The 19266-nt window shown below is 59.6% G+C and carries 23 protein-coding genes and 7 pseudogenes; 2 read left to right on the forward strand and 28 right to left on the reverse strand.

Translation table 11 applies throughout. From position 1 onward, the window contains the following. Window positions 1-258 precede the first annotated feature (258 nt). The gene (locus ACSKB8_RS44945; protein WP_438111883.1) at window positions 259-1014 is read left to right on the forward strand and encodes a Crp/Fnr family transcriptional regulator; all 756 of its coding nucleotides are present in this window, start codon (window positions 259-261) and stop codon (window positions 1012-1014) included. Here ACSKB8_RS44945 and ACSKB8_RS44950 read toward each other — a convergent pair. The 20 genes and pseudogenes from ACSKB8_RS44950 to ACSKB8_RS45045 all read right to left on the reverse strand — a co-directional run. Beyond that, window positions 1015-1143: pseudogene (locus ACSKB8_RS44950) on the reverse strand (HEAT repeat domain-containing protein); the annotation flags it as partial. It lies immediately after the preceding gene. Window positions 1144-1331: 188 nt separating this feature from the next. Further along, on the reverse strand, window positions 1332-2114 hold the full coding sequence (locus tag ACSKB8_RS44955) for a hypothetical protein (protein WP_438111844.1): 783 nt from the start codon (window positions 2112-2114) through the stop codon (window positions 1332-1334). 130 nt (window positions 2115-2244) lie between these two features. After that, window positions 2245-3392, reverse strand: a pseudogene (locus ACSKB8_RS44960) (hypothetical protein); the annotation flags it as partial. Window positions 3393-3444: 52 nt separating this feature from the next. After that, a pseudogene (locus ACSKB8_RS44965) lies at window positions 3445-4153 on the reverse strand (chloramphenicol acetyltransferase). A gap of 131 nt (window positions 4154-4284) precedes the next feature. After that, window positions 4285-4578: an ATP-binding cassette domain-containing protein gene (locus ACSKB8_RS44970; RefSeq protein WP_438111845.1), complete on the reverse strand. Its 294-nt coding sequence runs from the start codon at window positions 4576-4578 to the stop codon at window positions 4285-4287. Beyond that, window positions 4565-4975: an ATP-binding cassette domain-containing protein gene (locus ACSKB8_RS44975; protein ID WP_438111846.1), complete on the reverse strand. Its 411-nt coding sequence runs from the start codon at window positions 4973-4975 to the stop codon at window positions 4565-4567. The genes ACSKB8_RS44970 and ACSKB8_RS44975 overlap by 14 nt, the downstream gene beginning before the upstream one ends. Further along, window positions 4962-5183 carry a hypothetical protein gene (locus tag ACSKB8_RS44980; protein WP_438111847.1) on the reverse strand — a complete coding sequence of 74 codons (222 nt, stop codon included), beginning with the start codon at window positions 5181-5183 and terminating at the stop codon, window positions 4962-4964. The genes ACSKB8_RS44975 and ACSKB8_RS44980 overlap by 14 nt, the downstream gene beginning before the upstream one ends. Next, the gene (locus ACSKB8_RS44985) at window positions 5116-5709 is read right to left on the reverse strand and encodes an ATP-binding cassette domain-containing protein (protein ID WP_438111848.1); all 594 of its coding nucleotides are present in this window, start codon (window positions 5707-5709) and stop codon (window positions 5116-5118) included. Before ACSKB8_RS44985 ends, ACSKB8_RS44980 begins: the two co-directional genes overlap by 68 nt. Next, a complete protein-coding gene (locus ACSKB8_RS44990; RefSeq protein ID WP_438111849.1) occupies window positions 5706-6722 on the reverse strand; it encodes a branched-chain amino acid ABC transporter permease in 1017 nt (338 codons plus the stop codon). Before ACSKB8_RS44990 ends, ACSKB8_RS44985 begins: the two co-directional genes overlap by 4 nt. 60 nt (window positions 6723-6782) lie before the next feature. Then, window positions 6783-7427 carry a branched-chain amino acid ABC transporter permease gene (locus ACSKB8_RS44995; protein WP_438111850.1) on the reverse strand — a complete coding sequence of 215 codons (645 nt, stop codon included), beginning with the start codon at window positions 7425-7427 and terminating at the stop codon, window positions 6783-6785. Between the two features lie 25 nt (window positions 7428-7452). After that, window positions 7453-7590, reverse strand: a pseudogene (locus tag ACSKB8_RS45000) (ABC transporter permease subunit); the annotation flags it as partial. A 40-nt stretch (window positions 7591-7630) separates the two neighbouring features. Beyond that, window positions 7631-8908 carry an urea ABC transporter substrate-binding protein gene (locus ACSKB8_RS45005; RefSeq protein WP_438111851.1) on the reverse strand — a complete coding sequence of 426 codons (1278 nt, stop codon included), beginning with the start codon at window positions 8906-8908 and terminating at the stop codon, window positions 7631-7633. A 121-nt stretch (window positions 8909-9029) separates the two neighbouring features. After that, window positions 9030-9167, reverse strand: coding sequence for a hypothetical protein (locus ACSKB8_RS45010; RefSeq protein WP_438111852.1), 138 nt, complete (start codon window positions 9165-9167; stop codon window positions 9030-9032). Between the two features lie 56 nt (window positions 9168-9223). Next, window positions 9224-9445: pseudogene (locus ACSKB8_RS45015) on the reverse strand (ABC transporter substrate-binding protein); the annotation flags it as partial. 13 nt (window positions 9446-9458) lie between these two features. Then, window positions 9459-9701, reverse strand: a complete 243-nt coding sequence (locus ACSKB8_RS45020) for an ABC transporter substrate-binding protein (protein ID WP_438111853.1) — start codon at window positions 9699-9701, stop codon at window positions 9459-9461. Then, complete coding sequence (locus tag ACSKB8_RS45025; protein ID WP_438111884.1) at window positions 9679-9933, reverse strand: transporter substrate-binding protein; 255 nt, start codon at window positions 9931-9933, stop codon at window positions 9679-9681. Before ACSKB8_RS45025 ends, ACSKB8_RS45020 begins: the two co-directional genes overlap by 23 nt. Window positions 9934-9965: 32 nt before the next feature. Next, complete coding sequence (locus ACSKB8_RS45030) at window positions 9966-10163, reverse strand: ABC transporter substrate-binding protein (protein WP_438111885.1); 198 nt, start codon at window positions 10161-10163, stop codon at window positions 9966-9968. Next, window positions 10076-10270, reverse strand: a complete 195-nt coding sequence (locus tag ACSKB8_RS45035) for a twin-arginine translocation signal domain-containing protein (RefSeq protein WP_438111886.1) — start codon at window positions 10268-10270, stop codon at window positions 10076-10078. Before ACSKB8_RS45035 ends, ACSKB8_RS45030 begins: the two co-directional genes overlap by 88 nt. Window positions 10271-10573: 303 nt before the next feature. Next, entirely contained in the window at window positions 10574-11236 is a 663-nt protein-coding gene (locus tag ACSKB8_RS45040) for a metallophosphoesterase (protein ID WP_438111854.1), read from the reverse strand. A gap of 24 nt (window positions 11237-11260) precedes the next feature. Further along, window positions 11261-12418, reverse strand: coding sequence for a cobalamin-independent methionine synthase II family protein (locus ACSKB8_RS45045; RefSeq protein ID WP_438111887.1), 1158 nt, complete (start codon window positions 12416-12418; stop codon window positions 11261-11263). A gap of 234 nt (window positions 12419-12652) precedes the next feature. Between ACSKB8_RS45045 and ACSKB8_RS45050 the strand changes: the two genes are divergently transcribed. Then, entirely contained in the window at window positions 12653-13501 is an 849-nt protein-coding gene (locus ACSKB8_RS45050; protein ID WP_438111855.1) for a LysR substrate-binding domain-containing protein, read from the forward strand. Window positions 13502-13683: 182 nt separating this feature from the next. On the opposite strand, the gene ACSKB8_RS45055 is transcribed toward ACSKB8_RS45050, so the two are convergent. The 8 genes and pseudogenes from ACSKB8_RS45055 to ACSKB8_RS45090 all read right to left on the reverse strand — a co-directional run bounded on the left by ACSKB8_RS45055 (window position 13684) and on the right by ACSKB8_RS45090 (window position 18806). Further along, window positions 13684-14331 (reverse strand): acetyltransferase, encoded by a 648-nt coding sequence (locus ACSKB8_RS45055; protein ID WP_438111856.1) that lies wholly within the window; start codon window positions 14329-14331, stop codon window positions 13684-13686. A 225-nt stretch (window positions 14332-14556) separates the two neighbouring features. Then, window positions 14557-15264 (reverse strand): extracellular solute-binding protein, encoded by a 708-nt coding sequence (locus ACSKB8_RS45060; RefSeq protein WP_438111857.1) that lies wholly within the window; start codon window positions 15262-15264, stop codon window positions 14557-14559. Then, window positions 15261-15839 (reverse strand): extracellular solute-binding protein, encoded by a 579-nt coding sequence (locus ACSKB8_RS45065; RefSeq protein WP_438111858.1) that lies wholly within the window; start codon window positions 15837-15839, stop codon window positions 15261-15263. The genes ACSKB8_RS45060 and ACSKB8_RS45065 overlap by 4 nt, the downstream gene beginning before the upstream one ends. Window positions 15840-15862: 23 nt before the next feature. Then, window positions 15863-16692 (reverse strand): annotated as a pseudogene (locus ACSKB8_RS45070) (carbohydrate ABC transporter permease). A gap of 492 nt (window positions 16693-17184) precedes the next feature. Next, a complete protein-coding gene (locus ACSKB8_RS45075) occupies window positions 17185-17412 on the reverse strand; it encodes a hypothetical protein (protein ID WP_438111859.1) in 228 nt (75 codons plus the stop codon). A gap of 594 nt (window positions 17413-18006) precedes the next feature. Then, window positions 18007-18324: a hypothetical protein gene (locus tag ACSKB8_RS45080; protein ID WP_438111860.1), complete on the reverse strand. Its 318-nt coding sequence runs from the start codon at window positions 18322-18324 to the stop codon at window positions 18007-18009. A 6-nt stretch (window positions 18325-18330) separates the two neighbouring features. Continuing rightward, window positions 18331-18387 (reverse strand): annotated as a pseudogene (locus ACSKB8_RS45085) (hypothetical protein); the annotation flags it as partial. Next, window positions 18372-18806, reverse strand: a complete 435-nt coding sequence (locus ACSKB8_RS45090; protein ID WP_438111861.1) for an ATP-binding cassette domain-containing protein — start codon at window positions 18804-18806, stop codon at window positions 18372-18374. The gene ACSKB8_RS45090 and the pseudogene ACSKB8_RS45085, both read right to left, overlap by 16 nt. Between the last annotated feature and the right edge of the window lie 460 nt (window positions 18807-19266).

Raw genomic sequence — 19266 nt, forward strand, 5'->3', positions numbered from 1 at the left:
CGAGCAAACCAAATGATTTTCTCGTCACGCCAGGATCGGCAGAGAATTCCTTTCCAGAGCGCGACACGTTGCGTATCAGCTTTTGCTATGTAAATCTTGACCTGATCAAAGAAGTGGACTTTGCGTCTTCGTCATCCTTAGCTCCCATGGAAATGGGACAGCGAAGCATAAGAATGACCACACTCAAAGAGGTCTCCGAGGTCGAGTCTGCGATGCTGGTAAGCCGAACACCGGCTGCCGCCCACCTCGGTTGGCGCACTGGCAAGGGTCCAACGATTGAACCCGCCCCCGCTCGCGGCGGCCAGCACGTCCGCGCTTTTTCTGAGCGAGTCCATCGAAGGGCTGGATGTGGGCGCGCACTTTCTTGACCGCCTGTCGGTCGAGCAAAGGACCCAGGTGTACGCGGCCGGACGCACTCTCCTGGTCCCGGAAGGCGGCATGGTGTTCAGCCAGGGTGATGCCCATGACGGTGTGTTCATTATCCGGCGCGGACAGGTGCGGGTCTATTACAGCGCGCCGTCAGGTCGGGAGATCACCCTCGCCTACTGGACGCCCGGTCACTTCGTCGGCGGACCGGAGATATCCGGCGGCGGAATGCATATGTGGTCCGGCGTTGCCATCGAGGACTGCGCGATTACGGCGCTGCCTGGCCCGATGCTGCAGAAGCTTCTGGTCGAGATGCCCGCCTTCGCGCTCGCGCTGATCGAAGGGCTGATCGCCAAGGGCAAATGCTACTCTTCCATGGCCCAGATGCTGGGAACGCGCTCCGTGATCGAACGGCTGGCGCAGTATCTCCTGAATCTGTCCGAGCTTTGCGGCCTTCCCGAAGGCGATACGATCATCATCAACCGCAAGGTCACCCACGACCAGATCGCGGCCATGGTCGGCTCGACCCGCCAATGGGTTACGATGATGCTCAAGCGGTTCCAGGCCAAGCGCATCATCGCCATCAAGGGCAGCGTCATCCGCATCAGGCGAGTCGATTTGCTCGAGCAGATCTTGTTCAAAGATTGATCAAGCGGCCCCGAGCCGTCCGAGCGCCCACTTCACCGTCTTGCGAACGTCCGGATCCTCGTCGCACGCTCGCACGGCGAGCGCGTCGCGCGCGCGCAGATCGGCAATCTCACCAAGCGCCGCCGCGGCGGGCCACACGCCGCCGACAAAATACAAATTGCCTTGCCGGGTGGCGGTGCCGGCAGCGCGGACAAGATCATGGCTCGGTTGCAGCATCAGGTACCCTCCCCTCACTTCTATATTCGCGGATCCATTTCGCGGTCTGCTCAAGTCTGCCGAAGGCGAAGAAGTGCGCTCGCAACGACCGCAATTCGGGCCTAGCTTTCATCTGGTGCAAGAATTCCGTCAACCAGCCCTTGCGGCTCATAGCCGGCGACAAGCCGGCCGAGTCTCCCGCCCTGCGAGCGTAAAGCCCGGGCAGAGCTTGCCACGCCGCATATGAGCGCCAAACGCATAACGCTCTTGAGCGTGGCAGGCCCTGCCAATCCGGCGCGAACGTCGTCTGCTATTCCCCGGGCGTGCAAGCGTCCGATATGGGCGGTGACAGCATCTGGCTCGAAGCATAACTGACTCACCAGCCATGGCTTCATCCCTTGCCGGACGGTCGATGATACCTTTTGATCGAGCTCGGCATCAAGCACGTGGGTTGGGATGTGCGGATGGCCTTGCGGATAGGTCGCAAAGCCAAGACGTTTGAACCCATACCGCGCAAACAGACGCGTATCGAGTGCTGCTCGACTAGAAGGAAACGGCCCGACAGCGTCCGCAACGTCGCCGCCCAGCACCAAAGCTCGGTCAACGCCGACCTCTTGAAGGCGGGCCAACGTCATTTCAAGCTGATCATGGCTTTCGCATCTGCGTGCAACGATGTGGGGCACCGGAACGAAGCCCGAAATTCTCAGCTCCAGCGATTTGGCAATCACCCTCTCCAGCGGCTCTCCTGATATGCTCGCAAGATATACCTCTGTCCCGGACGGAAGGGCTCCCCTTGCCATCTCAACCGCGTGCATATCGCGCGGCGTGATCTCGATGGAATACTGACCAAGGAATTGCTGGCACGCTTCCCTCTCGCTGCAGGCTTGCTCCTTTGGTTTGGTCATGACGTATTCCCTTTTGGCCCGCGACGCGAGCGCAAAGCAAATCCTCGGCCGGGGGTCGACACACCCGCCAGGTTTTGTTGGGGTTGGAAGTGGGGCGGGACGGTCCGGCGCCTCAGGGAAGCGCAACTGATCACGGTTTGTGGTTTCGGGAGATGACGTAGGATTCGTCCCAGAACCAGAGGCCGTTGTGCTTGCGCAAGATCTCCTTTGTGCATGCCAGGTACCCATCACCCGTCATCGCCCGGGCCAGCCGCTCGTCCTCGATCTGCGCGACGTAGGTTGCATTGTTCCAGGCTGCGAACAGCGTTGACGTTCCAATGGAGGTTGCGTCCGCGTCAATTTCGTTGGGCAGGGTATACATTACGTATTTGAATTTTGACTGCTCATCGCTCTGCGCATTGAAATTGTACTGACGTGCCGTGTCTTCCATCACCATCTCAGTTTCTCGCAATATATCTTGACGATCGTTTGCGAATGGCTTCTCGCCGGGCCATACGCTTTGAATGATTTCCAGACCTGGATCGTCGCCGCACCGAATGAATGCCGACCAGTCGACCTCCCGGAGCAAGGGCAAGCGCCAAGGGCGCAACGACCTTTTTCGCCTTGAACTCCGCCGACGCTCGCGCCCGATAAGGCTGCGAGGCGATGACAAGATCGTAATCAGCTTTGGTCGCGCCTTGCCTTGGGGATGACCCGGTCCAGCAGGAACTGGCGGCTCTGCAGATCGAGCAAGGAACGACCGGCCGTTCGTAGATCGGGTTGCCGGATTTCTTGCTGACACTGGCCTTCCAGTGTTGCGCCAAAAACGGCTCAAGATCATTGATCTGGCGCTCGTATTCGGCCGCGGTGCGTCCGCTCAGGGCAACCTCATGCCAGACGAGCCGAGATGCCGATGCTGCCGAGCTGGGTGTGAGGTATGGAGCTTCGTGGTAATCGAGATTGGTCAGGACGATCGACCGTGGCCGGGTGCTCATGAAACCGATCGGGCAGCTTCTCAAGCGTCAGGCGAATGTCTTCGAGGCTGACCTCTTTCCCTACGACGTAGAATGGCAAATGCTCGTAGCGCTGATGCATCGAGCGCAGCACGCGGGCCAGCACCGTCCCATCACCAACCCCGGCATCAAAGACCCGGAGCGCAGGCGGGCGCGGATGAATGTTGTCGAACTCCAGCGCTATTCGCTCCGATACGACGCGTTTTTCGCTGCACGTATTGACGAACATCAGGTACTTTTGCCGATTGTCATAAAATCGAAAGTTCTTTTCAGGTTCAGCTTCCTTGATCAACTGAACCTCAGCGTGCCCAAACTCAGATCGTGCAACGGATGACACGTCAGCCTCTTTCTTCAAGTTGTTGGGAGCGAGCCCCGAGCCCTGTGACAATCGGAATCCAGTTCTCGGATCCCGGCCGGTCCCGATCACTGGCCTCGTATTTGCTCAGAAACTCTTCAATCGAGAGCTTCCCGGAAATCCGGTAGTGCCATACGAAGCCTTTCGTGATCCCAGTCCCACCACGCAAGCCTGACAAGCCGCCCGGCAGCCTCGTCCGAGAACCGCCGCCTGACGGGACGGGCCGGATTGCCGGCGACGATGGTGTAGGCCGGCACGTCCTTGGTCACGATCGCTCCGCTTGCGACCACGGCACCGGTGCCGATATTGCGGCCGGGAAGCACGATTGCGCCGTGGCCGAGCCAGACGTCATGGCCGATGTGGACGTGGTGCTGCTGCCGCCAATCGAAGAAGTCCGTCTCATCACATTCGCCGGGGAAATAGGCGTTCGCCCGATAGGTGAAATGCGACTGGCTCACCCGGTGCATGGGATGATTGCCCGGATTGATGCGGGTCATTGCCGCGATGGAGCAGAATTTTCCAATCGTCGTGTAGGTGACCTGGAAATCGTTCTCGACGTAGGAATAATCGCCCAGGCTCACCTCGTGCAGGATCGTGCGCGCGCCGACCTCGCAATATGTGCCGAAGCGACAATCGCGCAGCTGCGCCGTGGGATTGACGATTGGTTCGAGCAAGAGGGTTTTGGCGGCCATGGGACTTCACAAATTGAACCGTGGGTTATTGGTTCAAGCAGGTTGACAAGATGCGGATCGGCATGCTCCCGGCGGTGTGGTTCCGAACTCACTTTTCAGCAAGTAGGACCGAAGCCACGCGCTCCGTGGGCTCAGCTCGCCTCGAAGACGCTGTCGGCGAGGAGTTCGGCCGGACCGCGCTGCGCCACGATTTCTCCCTTCTGAACGACCAGCGCCCGGCCGGCCAGCGAGGCAACAAAGCTGAGATCCTGATCGGCAATGATCATTGCCGTCTTCTCCAGTCGGTGGATCGACAACAGGCATTCAGCGATCTCGTCGGTGACCGAGGGCTGAATGCCCTCGGTCAATTCGTCGAGCAGGAGCAGCCTAGGCGAGCAAATCATGGCGCGCGCCAACGCCAGCAACTGCCGCTCACCGCCGCTCAACGCTCCGCTCTGACGCGCAAGCAGCCTTTCGAGGCCTCGGAAAGAGGCTCATGATCTCCGCGATCGGCTTGGCGTTGCCAGATCCAGGCATCATGCCGGCAAGCAACAGGTTTTCCTTGACGGTGAGGCCGGGAAAGCCCGCTCCGCCTTGCGGCGTGTAGCTGAAGCCCAGACGGCTGCGCCGATGGGCCGGCAAAGCCTCGATGGCAATACCGTCGAGCGTGATCCGGCCACCCTCGACCGGCAGCACCCCCATGATGGTCTTGAGCAAGGTGGTCTTGCCCATGCCGTTGAGGCCAATGATCCCTAAGATTTCATGCGCACCGAGATCGAAACTCAGGCCCCGCAGAACCCGCGTCTGGCCATAGCCTGAGGACAACCGTTCAACCTTCAGCATGAACGGCCTCCTTCTTGCGGCCGAGATAGATGTCTCGAACGGCCTCGTTCGTCTCGATCTTGTCCATGGTATCCTCGATCAGCACTTTCCCTCTGTGCAGGACGGTCACGCGTTGCGCGAGGCGCGCGATGAACTCGAGGTCATGCTCGACCACGATCACCGTGGCGCGGGTATTGAGACGCTTGATGATATCGACGGTCTTCAACATCTCGTCCCGCGTCATGCCGGCGGTTGCGTTCATCGAGCAAGGCAAGACGCGGTTCGCTCGCGAGCAGCATGCCGAGCTCGCACCATTGGCGATGCGCATGCGAAAGCGTCGCCGCCGGCTGCCTGGCAAGACGCGCGTCGAAGCCGATCTCGTCCAGCACGAGGTCAACGACCCTGTCCAGCTTCCGCTTTGCCAGGTTTCTCCGCAGGGCGGCTAGGTGGATATTCTCGCGGACGTCGAGGTTCGCGTAGATGCTGGGGATCTGGTTCTTGATGGCGATACCCAGGCGGGCAATACGATGGGTCGGCAAGCCTTGCAGATCCCGGCCATCGAACAGGACGTGCCCGCTGGTTGGCTGGTGTTGATGGGTAAGGCATTTGAAGAGCGTGCTTTTACCGGCCCCGTTCGGGCCGATAAGGCAGCGGATTTCGCCGGTTGCCACATCGAGATCGACGCCGTCAACCGCAGCAACGCCGCCGAAACGCTTAACAAGACCTTTCGTTGAGAGAATCGATGAGCCGCTCATGCCGGTTTCTCCTTCCGCCGCAACACGCCGAAACGGTTCGGAAATCTCAGGTTCGATAACTTGAGAATCATCGGCAGCAGGCCTTGCGGCGCAAGAAGGACGAACAGGATGGTCGTCGCGCCGAAAATAAGCTCAGTGTTGAAAACCGTGTTGGCGCCGAGATGGCTGCTAAGAAGCTGGAAGCCAAAGCTTGCCACCACCGGCCCGACAAAGGTCCCAAGTCCGCCGGCAATCACCCATAGGACAAATTGGGAGGCCTGCGGAAGGTCGAAGACGTTCGGGCTGACGAAACCCATCACTGCCGTGTAGAGCGCTCCGCTGAACCCGGCAATCGCAGCACTTACGGCAAAGCCGACGAGCTTGTAGAATCGGATGTCGTAACCAAGGAGCTCGCTCCGCAACTCGCTCTCGCGGATCGCCGTCATGATCCGTCCGGCATCGCTGGCGCGCAGGACCGAGAGCAGAATGTAAATGCCGGCCAGCGCCACCAGGCAGAGCGAGAAAGTTGCTTCGGTGGATAGGAATCCTTGCGGATCACTGGGCATATTGAGCGAGGGGACCGCCGTGATGCCATTGAAGCCACCGAGGGGCACCGGACCGATGTGAAACCAGGGGTCGGCAGTCGAGGTCATGAAGGAATAGAAGATCAGCGTCACGCAGAGCGTAATGACGCCAAGATAAACGTCACCCAGGCGGCTGAAGAACAGGAAGTAGCCAAGGACGAGCGAGAACACGACTGGCAATACGGTCCCGATCAGCACGGCAATCGAACTATCACTGAGATTGGAAACCGCGATGGCATAGGCATAGGCACCGAGACCAAAAAAGACCGAATGTCCGAGGTTCAGGATCCCGAGCATCCCCCAGACGAAGGCGAGTCCGAGCGCTGCGATCGCCATGGCCGAAAAGGCCGACAGATTGACAAGATCGAATGGCTCCAGAACAAACGGCCCGAGGACCGCGAACAGCACGAGAGCGGCTGGAAACAAGGTATGTTTGAGTTGGCGCAGCATGATTTTATCGCCCTCCGGTCCACAAGCTGGAGACGCCCGTCGGAATCAGGCGCAGGATGATCACGGCCAAAAGCAACAGCGAGGCTTGGCCGACGACTGGGGTTGCGAAATAGGACAGCAACGCCTCAACGGGCCCAGGATCGTTGCGGCCGAAAGGAAACCCGTAATCAGGGCGCCGCCACCGCTGATCACGGTGACGAAGGCGCGAGCGACATAGGCCGCCCCCATATGAGGAAGCACACCGGATATCGGCGCAAGCAACGCGCCGGCCAAGCCACTGATGGCCGCGCCTATGACAAACGTGGCTGCATACACGCGATCGCAATCGACCCCGAGGGTTGCCGCCATGTCGGAGTTCTGCATCGCCGCCCGCGCGATCAGCCCGTATTTCGTCCAGTAGAGCGCCCACAGGGAGCCGACGACCAGCAGGGCTGTGATGACGATCAGGAACAGCTGGTAAGCGCCGATGGAATAGGCCCCGATAGGAATATTGCCGAGCGGAGCGCTCACCCCCATCGTCGTGTTGCCGAAGATGGCCGTCACCGCGCCAATCAGGAACAGGCTCAGACCCCACGTCGCCAGCATCGTCGTCACCAGATGACCGTAGAGCCGGCGAATGATGAGGCGCTCGACGACAGCGCCAATCAAGGCAACGAAGATGGGGTGCGACAACCAGCATCGAGAACCAAAGATTGCCCCCAGCATGATTGGAAATCACGGTTGCGTAGCCGCCAAGCATGATGAACTCGCCATGCGCGAAGTTGATGACGCGCATCATTCCGAAAATGATGGCGAGCCCCAGGCTGATAAGGGCGAGAAGCGCAATGGAATTCACCACCGCGAAGCACAATATGACGAACTGGTCCATGGTCTGTCTCGAGCTCGCGAAGGCAAACAGGCATCAGCAGTTAGGGCGCCGCATGAGGTGCGGCGCTCCAAGCAGGGCCCGCTAGATCTGCGGCATCAGGAAATCGGTCTGGTTTGGATTGGTGAAGACGTTGCATTTGCCGCCATAGGTGTCCGGCGGAATCTGCTCCTTCTTCTCGATGAGAACTCCACACACGGTTCTTGACGGTGATGATGTGAACGTCTTGCGTGGTGTTGTGCGTGGGACCATCCGTGATCATGACACCCGCCGGCCCCTCCCAGCGGATGCCGCTTTCGAAAGCCGCCGTAACAGCGTCCCGCTCGAAGCTGCCGGCGCGCTTGACGGCTTCCGCCCAGAGCATGACACCGCTATAGCCACCGAAAGCATCGCCATTGATGTAGGGACGGGACTTGCCGACGGAGGCGTCGAGCCTGGCCAGGAATTCCTTGTTTTTTGGCGTGTCGAGTTCCTGGAAGTAGTTGTAGGCGACGATCACGCCATCGCTTTCCTCCGGTGCAAGAACTTCATGCTCATTGCCCGCGCCGAATACGATTGAGATGATCGGGATCTTCTTCAGCATTCCGGCGGCTGCCCACTGGCGATAGAAGGCCATGGCCGGGCCTCCGACGAGACAGGAATGCACGACGTCCGGTTTTGCCGCCTGGATTTTTGCGATGGCCGAAGTGAAATCCGTGACATCCAGGGGGTAGTAGTCGTCCGCCACTACCTCGCCGCCTTCGCGTTTGGCAACCACATGATTCCAGATGCCGAAGTTGCGGGGCGCGTTATAATCCGACGCGATATAGTAGAGCTTCTTGCCGAGATTCTTGAACGACCATTCGAGCAGCGGGACCACCTGCTGGTTGCCACCCGTGTTGACGCAGAAGGAATTCTTCTCGCAGAGGCCGCCTTCGTAGAGTGAGCCATAGAAGAACGGCACCTTGTAACGACGCATGACCGGTCGCGTCGCCTCTCGTGCGGCGCCGACCATAGCGCCCTGCAACATAACGCACCGATCGTTCAATACGGCCTTTTGCGCGTATTGCGGGTTTTTGTTGATGTCAGACTGGGTATCGTAGATCTTAAGGTCGATCTTTTTACCGAGGAGACCGCCGGTCGCATTGATCTCCTCCACGGCGACCTTCATGCACAGGTGCGACGGTGCACCATAAATGTCAAAAGATCCGGATAAATCATGCAGCGAGGCAATAGCGACGGTGTCTGCTGCGGCCCAAGCGCGGCCGGCAAATGAGCCAGCGATGGATGCAGCGGAGAGCGCTGCAGACGAGCCGAGAAATCTGCGACGGGACGATTTCACGACGAATTCTCCTTCGACTGCTCGAAAGCAGAGCCACGCTCTCTTCTCTCGAGTGATGAAATTGAAACGCAAGGAAATGAGACCGCGGCGCCATTGAGTGCGGCGCCGCGAGCTCGACCGCTTAGATTTGCGGCATCAGGAAATCCGTCTGGTTCGGATGGGCGAACACGTCGCACCTGCCGCCATAGCTGTCGGGCTGGATCTGCTCCTTGGTTGCAATCGAGCTCCAGACGCGGTTCTCGACCCTGATGATGCGCACGTCCTGGGTCGGTGTGGTGCCGTCTTTCCGTCGGTGATGATCTTTCCGCCGGGGCCTTCCCAGGTGATGCCGCTTTCCCAAGCCTTCATGACCGCATCGCGCTCAAAGCTGTTCGCGCGCTTGACGGCCTCGGCCCACAACATGACCGTATTGTAGCCACCGATCGCCTCGCCATTGATGTAGGTGTGGTTCGGGCCCATCGCTTCGGCAAAGCGCGCCAGGAATGCCTTGTTTTGCGGCGTGTCGAGCTCCTGGAAGTAGTTGTAGGCAGCATAGATGCCGTCCGTCGCTTCAGGTCGGCAGGATCTCGTGCTCCCGCCCGCCCCCGAAAATGATCGAGACGATCGGAGTCTTCTTCAGCATCCCCGCTGCGGCCCATTGCCTGTAGAACGACATCGAGGGGCCACCGACCAGACAGGAATGAATGAAATCCGGCTTTGCCGCCTGGATCTTGGCGATCGCTGCCGTGAAGTCCGTCACATCGAGCGGATAATAGTCGTCCGCCAGCACCTCACCGCCTTCGCGCTTGGCCATCACGTGATTCCCAGGCGCCGAAGGTGCGCGGCGCGTTATAGTCGGAGGCGATGTAATAGAGCTTCTTGCCGAGATTTTTGAACGACCATTCGAGCAGCGGCACAACCTGCTGGTTGCCTTCGGTGTTGCAGCAAAAGATGTTCTGCTCGCAGGCGCCGCCCTCATAGATCGAACCATCAGAAGTAGGGCGCCTTGTATTTGCGCAGGACCGGCCGGGTTGCCTCGCGGGCAGCCCCCGTCAGGGCGCCCACGGCCATGACGGCCTTATCCTTGAGCGCCGCCTGCCTGCGCGTATTGCGGTCCCTTGTTGATGTCCGACTGGCAGTCATACGCCTTCAGAACGATCTGCTTGCCGAGCAGCCCCCCCGCCTTGTTCAATTCCTTGACGGCGAACTCAGTGCACATGTTGGACGGAGCGCCGTACACGTCGAATGGCCCAGACAGATCGTAAACTGAGGCGATGGTGACGGTGTCGGATGACGCGGAGGCGGAGCCGGCAGTGAGCCGACCACGGACGCAGCCGAAACCGCTGCGGACGACTTCAGAAACGTACGGCGCGACAAAGGCATGAGAATGCTCCTTCGAGTCCTGAAAATAAGAGCCCAATGGTGCGAAAGACCGCTTCCGCCGGGGCCAGACGACGGACGGGCAGGCTTGATGCTTTTCGGCGAGGCGCGACCCTCGCCGGAGGCGGAAGTCGGGGTTGGGCTCGCCGTGCCATTGGGACGACTTGACGCTCGACCGGCAGGTCGGGCTCGTACAGATACTTTGCGCTTGTATCGAGAAAGTCGTGGGTGTGGATCACGACCGCGTCCGGGTTCAGGAATGCAATCGCGTAGGCCGGCGGCTCCATGCTGCAGGGAATGCCGTGCTTATGACTGAAGTCGAGCCACAATTGATGATTGAGCCCGCGCAGGGTGGAAAATGGAATCTTCTGCCAGCTTCCGGTGATAGGGCGATGCACATGACCGAAGAACAGATGACGGATGGCGTGACCGTCGAGAATCGCGTCCAAAGGCCGCGCCATCATCGAGCATGATGTCGTCGGCGGGCGGGAAGTGAACCGACAGCGGCGGATGATGCATGAACAAATAGACCGGCTTGCCTTGTGTCTCCTCTAGGCGCGCACGCAGCCACGCCTGGCGGTGCTCACAATAAAGGCCCGCATGGCTGTCGGAGCGCTTGGTATCAAGGAAGAGAAAGCGTCCCGCCGTCGTGTCGAGCATGGATTGAACGAAGCCGTGCTCATCGACCAGAGCTTCGGGAAACACGCTGCGGAAATTGGCGCGATCGTCATGGTTGCCCATGAGAAGCCGCACGGGCATCGGCAGCACCTTAAGCGCTTCGCGAAGTCGAACGTAAGCGCTCTGTTCGCCGTGATGAGCCAGATCGCCCGTGATGACGCAAAGCTCAGCATCAGCATGTTGCTTGGCGACATCGGCGAGGCACGTCTTCAGGCGCTCGCCCGGGTCATTGTCGAACAGGCGATCGCCCGGCGGAACCAAATGGAGGTCGGTGATTTGGATGATTTTCATTTCAGGTATTGCACTGGCTAGGCGTCAGGAAGCGGCGGCTTGAGCGGACGGCCTGGAGTTCGTCTTCCAGAGCCGGCGAGATGCAATCTCGGCACCTTGCACAAGCGCCTCAAGCTTGCGCCAGGCGATGTCGGGATCGACGGTGTGGAATGTTGCGAAGCTGGCAAATCCGCAGTCGGTGCCGGCGATCACGCGCTCCCGCCCGACGAGATTGGCGTATTGCTCGATGCGCTGAGCCACCACTTCGGGATGCTCAATGTAATTCGTGCATGTGTCGATAACGCCGGGCACGATGACCTTGTCTTCGGGAAGCCGTGTTTCCTTGAAGAGGCTCCATTCATGCGAGTGCCGCGGATTGGCGGCCTCGAGCAGAAGCGCCATCGGCCGCGCCTTGATGATGATGTCGAAGATCTCGTGAAGATCAATGTCATGGTGATGGGGCGACTCGTAATTGCCCCAGCATAGATGCAGTCGCATCCGGTCGGCGGGAATGTCGCGCAGTGCATGATTGAGCACTTCGACGTGAAGCGCGATTTCCTTGCGGAAATCCGCAACATCCATTGGTTTCTCGCGGAAGTGGCGGCCGAGCGCCAGATCGGGACAGTCGATCTGCAGGAGCAGGCCTGAGGCTGCAATGGCGTCGTATTCGTGCTTCATCGCATCGCCCAAGGCGTGGAGGTAGGCCTCCTGCGACGAATAGTATTTGTTTGGCATGTAGTGGGCCATGATCCCGGGAGAGGATGCGTTCATGAACGCCTCCTCGACGGAGACCGCCTCAAGCGACGTCTTAAGGTTGGCGATGTCCGTCGCCAGGGCCGCTTTTCCCTGATATTCCAATGGGCCCACGCAGGCCGGGGTCTTGATGTCGAGACTGATCCGCTTGGCGAAGTTCGGGAATTCCGCCAGTTCAGACAGCGCGAGCGGCTGATCGACGCCCGTCAAACCCGTCATGCGTTCCCGGGCATAAGTCGAATAGGCGTACTTGCTCATCTCACCGTCGTCGACGACGGAGATGCCGATAGCCGCCTGCTTCCTGACGACGTCGATGACCGCCGAACTGATGCTGGCTGGCAGCGACGCAGAACGGGTTGTATCCAGCCTGCCTTTTTCCTTGTCCGCAATCATTTCTTCCAATTCGGGCGGCCGCGGCAGAACTCCCCACGTGGGTCGTGAGGATCCGATCGGTGCTCATCTTCATTGGTTTCTCCTGTACGTGGCACGAAGCCGGCAGACGCGCTGCCTCTTCCGCTTTTCGTCGCGGGAGATTGACTTCGTCGAACTCGACTGCATTGTCCTGCTGGATTGGGCCGCCCAGCGACCGTCTCTTCTGGAGCGAAGCTCTAGCAAGCGTTGTTGACGCCGAGATGTATTGATATTAGTTCCGCTAATGGGAAAAACAGCACGCTTGGGAAGCTCATGAAGATCAGTGCTCACCAGATTGCAGCTTTTACCGAGGTTTTCCGGCAGAAGAGCGTTTCAGAGGCAGCTGCCGTTCTCGGCATCACGCAGTCTGCCGTCACCCAGCACCTTGCCAAGCTCGAGCAACGCATGGGGACAACGCTCTTCATCCGCTATCGCACCGGGCTCGAACCGACAAAGCCAGCCGAAGAGCTGTTCGCGCTCACCGACCGCGTGCGGGTTCTGGAGCAACTGGTTGCGGAAAAACTCGATGCTTACAGCGATCTGTCAACCGGCCATCTGACGGTCATCGCCAACGCACCGCGTCCGGCAATGCCTGTCATCGCAGAATTCAACCGTCGCTTTCCCGCGGTGAGGGTGGAATTCTCACTGGCGACGTGGAGGGTGGCCCAGGAGCGGCTCGCAGCACGTGATGTCGATATTGCGATCGTGACTGAGCCGGAGGACATCGCAAGTCTTTACCACGCCAAGCTCAGCACGACGCGCCTCATGGCTCTTTTGCGGCGGGAACATCCACTTGCCGAAAGGCAAAGCCTAAAGCTGGCCGAACTTGCGCAAGAACGTGTTGTTCTGACCGAGAATGGCTCACTGACGCTCCGGGAAGTGCAAAGAGCTTGCCGAGACAACAAGATCAGCATGGGGAACGTCATCGGGATGACGACCTATCCCGTCCTCAAGGAGGCGGTTCTCCACGGCATTGGTATCGGCATTATCCTCAACGACAGCATGTTTCCCGCAGACGAGCTCACCTACATGCCGATTGACGAGCTCAGTGTTGATTTTCAGGACTTACATCGTCACGTCACTGGACAAGAAACGACTAAGGTTTGTGGAATCATTCTTTGAGTCTGCTCAAGGTTCATGGAGCTGACGGCTCGCGGCATACCTACGCGCTAGATCACTCACCGATTGCCTCTCGCGGAGTTCATCGTACGCGTTGTTACATCAAAGCTTTGCAGAGCCCTAACAGGCGCCGTCGCGCGCATGGCATCCTCCAGCCAACGACGACGCCTAACAAGATGACGCCGCTAGACCGCATCGCAATTCGACCAGCGTTCGCAGAACGCTTCAATGTCGCTGGACTGGAAATCCTGAAGCCGCGCCATGATCGTCTCGAACGGCCAATCCCACCACGCAATTGCCGTTAGTCTGCTCGCCACCGTCCGGCTAAACCGCTCTCGAATGAACTTCGCAGGAACTCCCCCGACGATGGTGTACGGTTCGACATCCTTGGTGACTACGGCACCTGCAGCGAGGACTGCGCCGTTCCCGACCGTGACACGAGGCAGGACGATGACCCCGTGGCCGATCCAGACATCGTTTCCGATGATCGCGCGGTCGGCCTTACGCTTGTCGAAAAAGGCTTGATCGCGGGCAGCGCCTGAGACGTAATACTCCGGACAGTAAGAGAAACGATGGAGCGATGGACGCGTCATCGGGTGATTTGGCGCGCCAATCCTGACATCTGCGGCGATAGCGCAAAACCGGCCAATCACAGCGTCGCCGACCATGCAGCGCGGCCCGAGGTAAGAGAAGTCACCAAGCTCGGCATTGTGGAGGGATGTTTCTGAAAGAATTTCGCAGCAGCGGCCTACGCTCGAGGCACGCAGGTTTGCGGTCGGATGAATGACTGTCTCCACGATTTTAGGTCGAATGGGCTTGGTCGGTTGTGTCATGATTAATCCGAGTCCCGATTGGCCGGAGGTCTTAATACAAAAACAATGGTCTGAGCGACGTTGTGGAACGCCAAAAGGTTGGTCAGCCGTTACAGCTACTTAAACACAAAGTCGCGGATCAGGCTTTGACAGTTTCGAGGTCTACGTCGGCCTTGTTCGCGTGGATACTGAAAGAGCCGATTGACGGGTCACTGCGGAGCGCGGCGCGCTCCGCAGGAAAGGGCATTACTTCGACGCTCCGACCGATTTCGGCAGCAGCTTCTGGACGTCCGTCGCCATGTCGGCGAGCACGGCATCGGGATCCTTGGCACGCGCGCCGGAGAAGATGCTATTCATGTGATCCTTTAGGACGTCGGTGATCTTCAGACCATTTTCGCCGGGGAAGGCGTACCAGCCGGTGAGCAGCGGCAACTGCTTCACGGCCGTGTAGTTGTTTGGATTCCTGACGTAGAAGTCCTTGAGATAAACGTCATTGGCTAACTTGTTGGGCGGAATGTAACCGGTGGTCTCGGCCATGATCGCCGCGCCCTTCGGGCCGGTCCAGAACTTCACGACTTCCCAGGACGCGTCGCTCTTCACCTTGTCCTTGGCTGTGATCATGACGACGTTGCCGCCGGCGGGCAACCGGCCTTTCGGAGCGATGACGTCCGGGAAGGCAATGGTCTTCAGCTTGAACTTGCTATCGATCATCTGCGTGATCTTGTTGAGATCCGAAGTCGAAGCGATGTGGATCCCGGTCTTGCCGGCGGCAAAAGCGGCGCGACTGGCGGGCTGGTCAAGATTGGGCGTATTGCCTTCGGTGACGATACGCGCCAGCGTGCGAATTGCCGCCTGACCTTCCGGACCGTCGAACGCCACCTTGGTCTCGTCGGCATTCAGCATCGTGCCGCCGCGGGCGAACACCGGTGCCTGCCACAGCCAATTTCCGGTCATGTCCCAGACGTAGGTGATGCCGTTGCATCCGGTGTCACCGCCTTGATCCTCTTGGCGAGATCGATCAGACCATCCCATGTGATCGGCAGATTATCGATGTCGGCGCCGGCCTTCTTGGCGAGGTCGGCATTGACATAGACTACGGGCAGCGAGATCGCGAAAGGTAGAGCGTAGACCCTGCCGTGGGCACTGCCGATGTCATACATGGCCTGGTGGAAGCCTTGCTTGTCGAAATCCCTTTCGGCAGCAATGTAGTCGTCAAGCGGCGCAGGAATATTCTTGTCTGACGAGCACGCGGATGCGGTTAAGGCCCTGGAAGGTGACGTCCGGCATCTGGTTGGTGATGGCGTCGCGCAGTGTGCGCTGCGTTCCATCTTCGTAGGAATCGCAGGGAGCGCGCATAGTGACCTTGATCTCAGGATGCACTTTGGCGAATTCCTCGGCGATCTTCTGTGCGTCCCCGCAAACAGCTCAGGGTTGGGATATTGCAGAGTAACCTCGATCGGGCTCTGGGCCTGCGCAGTGGCAATGCCGGCAAACAGCACAACTGCTGCGGCGGCAGACTTCTTGAACATGGTGATCTCCTGTGGACGTCTGATTACTTGATGCCGGTCAGCGCGACGCCTTCGATGAAGCGATGCTGGGCGAACAGAAATGCGATGACGAGCGGCGCGATGATGACGATCGCAGCCGCCATCAACGGGCCGTAGTCGAGCCGCCCTTCGTCGCGGAACGCAGCAACGCCTAGCGGCGGCGTACGCAGATGCTCGCTGGTGAGCACGATCAGCGGCCAGAAATAGTCGTTCCAGTGCGCGACCACCGAAAAGATGGCGAACGCGGTGAGTGCCGGAATAGCGGTCGGCAGCATCACGCGCCAGACGATACCGAACTCGCTGATGCCATCCAGGCGCGCGGCGTCGATCAGATCGTCCGGCAGCTCGAAGAACTGCCGCATCAGGAAGATGCCGAAGGCGGAGATCGTAAAAGGCACGATCAGGGCTGCATAGCTGTCGAGTTGCCGCCAGATAATGCAGGAGGAGGAATACCGGAATCGCGGTGGCTTGCGGCGGAATGAGGAGGCAGAACAGCACCAGCGCGAACAGCGCATCCGGCCGACAAAGCGCAGCTTGGCGAGCGAGTAAAGCGGCCGGCAGCGCCACCAGCACCTGCAGATACGAAAATCGAGGCGGTGACGATGATGCCGTTGAGCAGGAAACGGGCGAGCGGCGCCTTACTGAACGCCGTGATAAGATCGTCCCACAGCGCGAAGCTGTAGGGGATCAAATGGACGTTGGTCGTGAATATCTCGGTCTTGGGCTTTGATGCCGTCGAGATCATCCAAATGAACGGTAGCAGCATGATCACTGCGCCCAGCAGAAGTAGGCCATGGCGGAGCGCCGGCCAGACCAATGAGCGAGACCGTGTCATGAGTAATGCACCCAGCGGCCGGCGACCTGCCTTGACGAGCGTGAGCAGCAGCACGAAAGCGAGGAAGACGACGGCTGAACGCCGCGCCGTATCCAGAGCGGAGGAATTCAAACCCTTCGACATACATGCGATGGATCAGCACCTCGGTCGACTTGGAGGGGCCACTCTGGTGAGGACGCGCACGGTGTCGAATACCTGAAAGCCGCGAATCCGCCGCGGTGATGACGGCGACAAACAGCTGTCGTCGGCCCGAGCATCGGCCAGGTGACGAGCTGGAAGCGCGCCCAGCCACTCCGCGCGCGCCGTCGATCTCAGCGGCATCGTAGCAGTATGGCGCGGAATCGACGCTGATCTCTCCTGCGCAGGAACAGCACCATGTTGAAGCCGAAGCGCCTGCCAGACGCCGATTGCGCATAGCGCATAGAGCGCGGTGCGACGGTCCTGCAGCCAGCTATAGCCTTCGAACGCCGACGCCATTCAGCATGGCGTTGATCAGGCCGAACTGCGGATGACGACCAACTCCCAGACGATCGACATACCGATCAGCGTCGCCATTACCGGCAGAAAGTAGATGGTGCGATACAAGCTCCGCAGGCTGGCGGCACTCTCGATGAGCAGCGCGACGCCGAGGCCGAGGCCGACAGCGACCGGTACGACGATTGCGACATAAACCACCGTATTGGCTGAGGGCGATCCCGAAAACGGGATCGAGACCAGCATCTCCCTCGTAATTGGCGAGACCGATCCAGGCGAGGCTCGGTGCGCCGAGTTGGTAGTCAGTGAACGACAGCGCGATCACGGCGCAGACCGGCCCGATCAGTATTAGGAGCATGAGCATGACGGCGGGCGCCGACATCGCCAGCGCCGCGCCTGCGCGGCTAATGCAGCGTCCCTGCAACGCGGATTCGGTGCTGGTGGCAGGGGCTGGCGGGGGACACGATGACGTCAGCCAAGGGCCACCTCCTGCATCTGTCTCCGGTCGGTCGCAAGCCCGGTGTCGATTCGGCGGCCTTGAGCATTGAACGCCCGTACTCGGCGTCCGCCCCAAAAGAAAATGACACCGTACTGCCGATAACAGGTAGCGGGCGGTCGTGGTCGACGCGCGCGACGATAGGAAGCACGACGCTACCGTGCTTGATGTGCACGAAAGCTTCAGCGCCGAAGATTCTCGATACGGCACCACTGTTCCGCAGAATCGATCAGCACTCTGACCGAGCCGGATGCGTTCGGGCCGTACACCGATCGTGCAGCGCTGGGGTGGTCGCAGATGACGTCGCCAAACGGAGCGGATGTCCGAGCGCGGACAACGCTCCGTCACTGCCATTCGCGCCTGGACAGCACGTTGATCTTCGGGCTGCCGACGAATTCGGCAACGCGCAGATCGCGCGGATCGTCATAGACGGCCGCGGGCGCGCCGATCTGCACGATGCGGCCATCAATCATGACCGCGATGCGGCTCGACATGGTCATCGCTTCGGCCTGATCGTGGGTGACGTAGATGAAGGTGCTCTGCAGCCGGCGATGCAATTGCGCGATCTCGGCGCGCATGTGCACCCGCAACTTGGCATCGAGATTGGAAAGCGGTTCGTCGAACAGGAAGCCGACCGGATCGCGGACGATGGAGCGACCCACTGCAACGCGCTGGCGCTGACCGCCGGACAGTCTGTCTGGCTTGCGCTTCAGGAGCTGTGTGATTTCGAGCTGAGCGGCAACGCGCTCGACGTCCTCGCGAATTCGGCGTTCGGTGCGGTGACGTTCGGGAACAATTGACCGAGCAGCGGGAGACGCTGCAGCGTTGACAGCCGGCGCATGCGCAGGGGCACGGCGATGTTGTCGTAGACAGATAGATGCGGATATAGCGCATAGGACTGAAACACCATCGCGAGATTGCGCGCGCTCGGGCGCACACCATCGACGATAGCGCCATTGATTTGTACATGTCCGGCGTCCTGGCTCTCGAGGCCGGCGATGATGCGCAATAAAGTTGATTTGCCGCAGCCGGAAGGGCCGATAAGCGCGATGAATTCGCCGTGTTCAATTTCGAGGTCGATCCCCTTCAGGATCTCATTTGTCTCGAATTGCTTGCGGATGCCGCTAAGCTCGATCTTCGCCATCGTGCTGCACCTCTATCGAATTGCATGCGGTGGCTTCGATAGGCGAAAGATATGACAGCAAGAATACAGTCGAGGCGCGTCGCAAAAACTTGCATAACATCAGATAGTTGCGCAGCACGACGTTGTCTAGCGAATTAGACAACTACGGTCTTGCTGTTTTTAATAGCTGTCGGGGAAGTGCGCATGCCAAGGAAGCCAAAGCCGAAACCTGGTCCGATTCCCGTCACGGTGACCGCGGCGGTGAGATGGCTTGGCGATGGCACTCGCTCGATCGAGGTGTCTAATTAAGCTAGAGCGGCTACAGCGGAGCCAGCGTGGCACCGGGAGGCCGCTTTGCAGGTACTCGCACATGCAAGGAATTGCCCTCCGTGCAGCCAATCCAGAAATGCGGTTCTCGAAGATTTCCCCCGCGCAGAGCATTCCTACCAAACTTGACCTTCGTCGCGCGCGGCATGTGTCC

The sequence above is a fragment of the Bradyrhizobium sp. BR 1432 genome (assembly GCF_051547705.1).
In the GTDB taxonomy this organism is placed as follows: Bacteria; Pseudomonadota; Alphaproteobacteria; order Rhizobiales; family Xanthobacteraceae; genus Bradyrhizobium; species Bradyrhizobium zhanjiangense.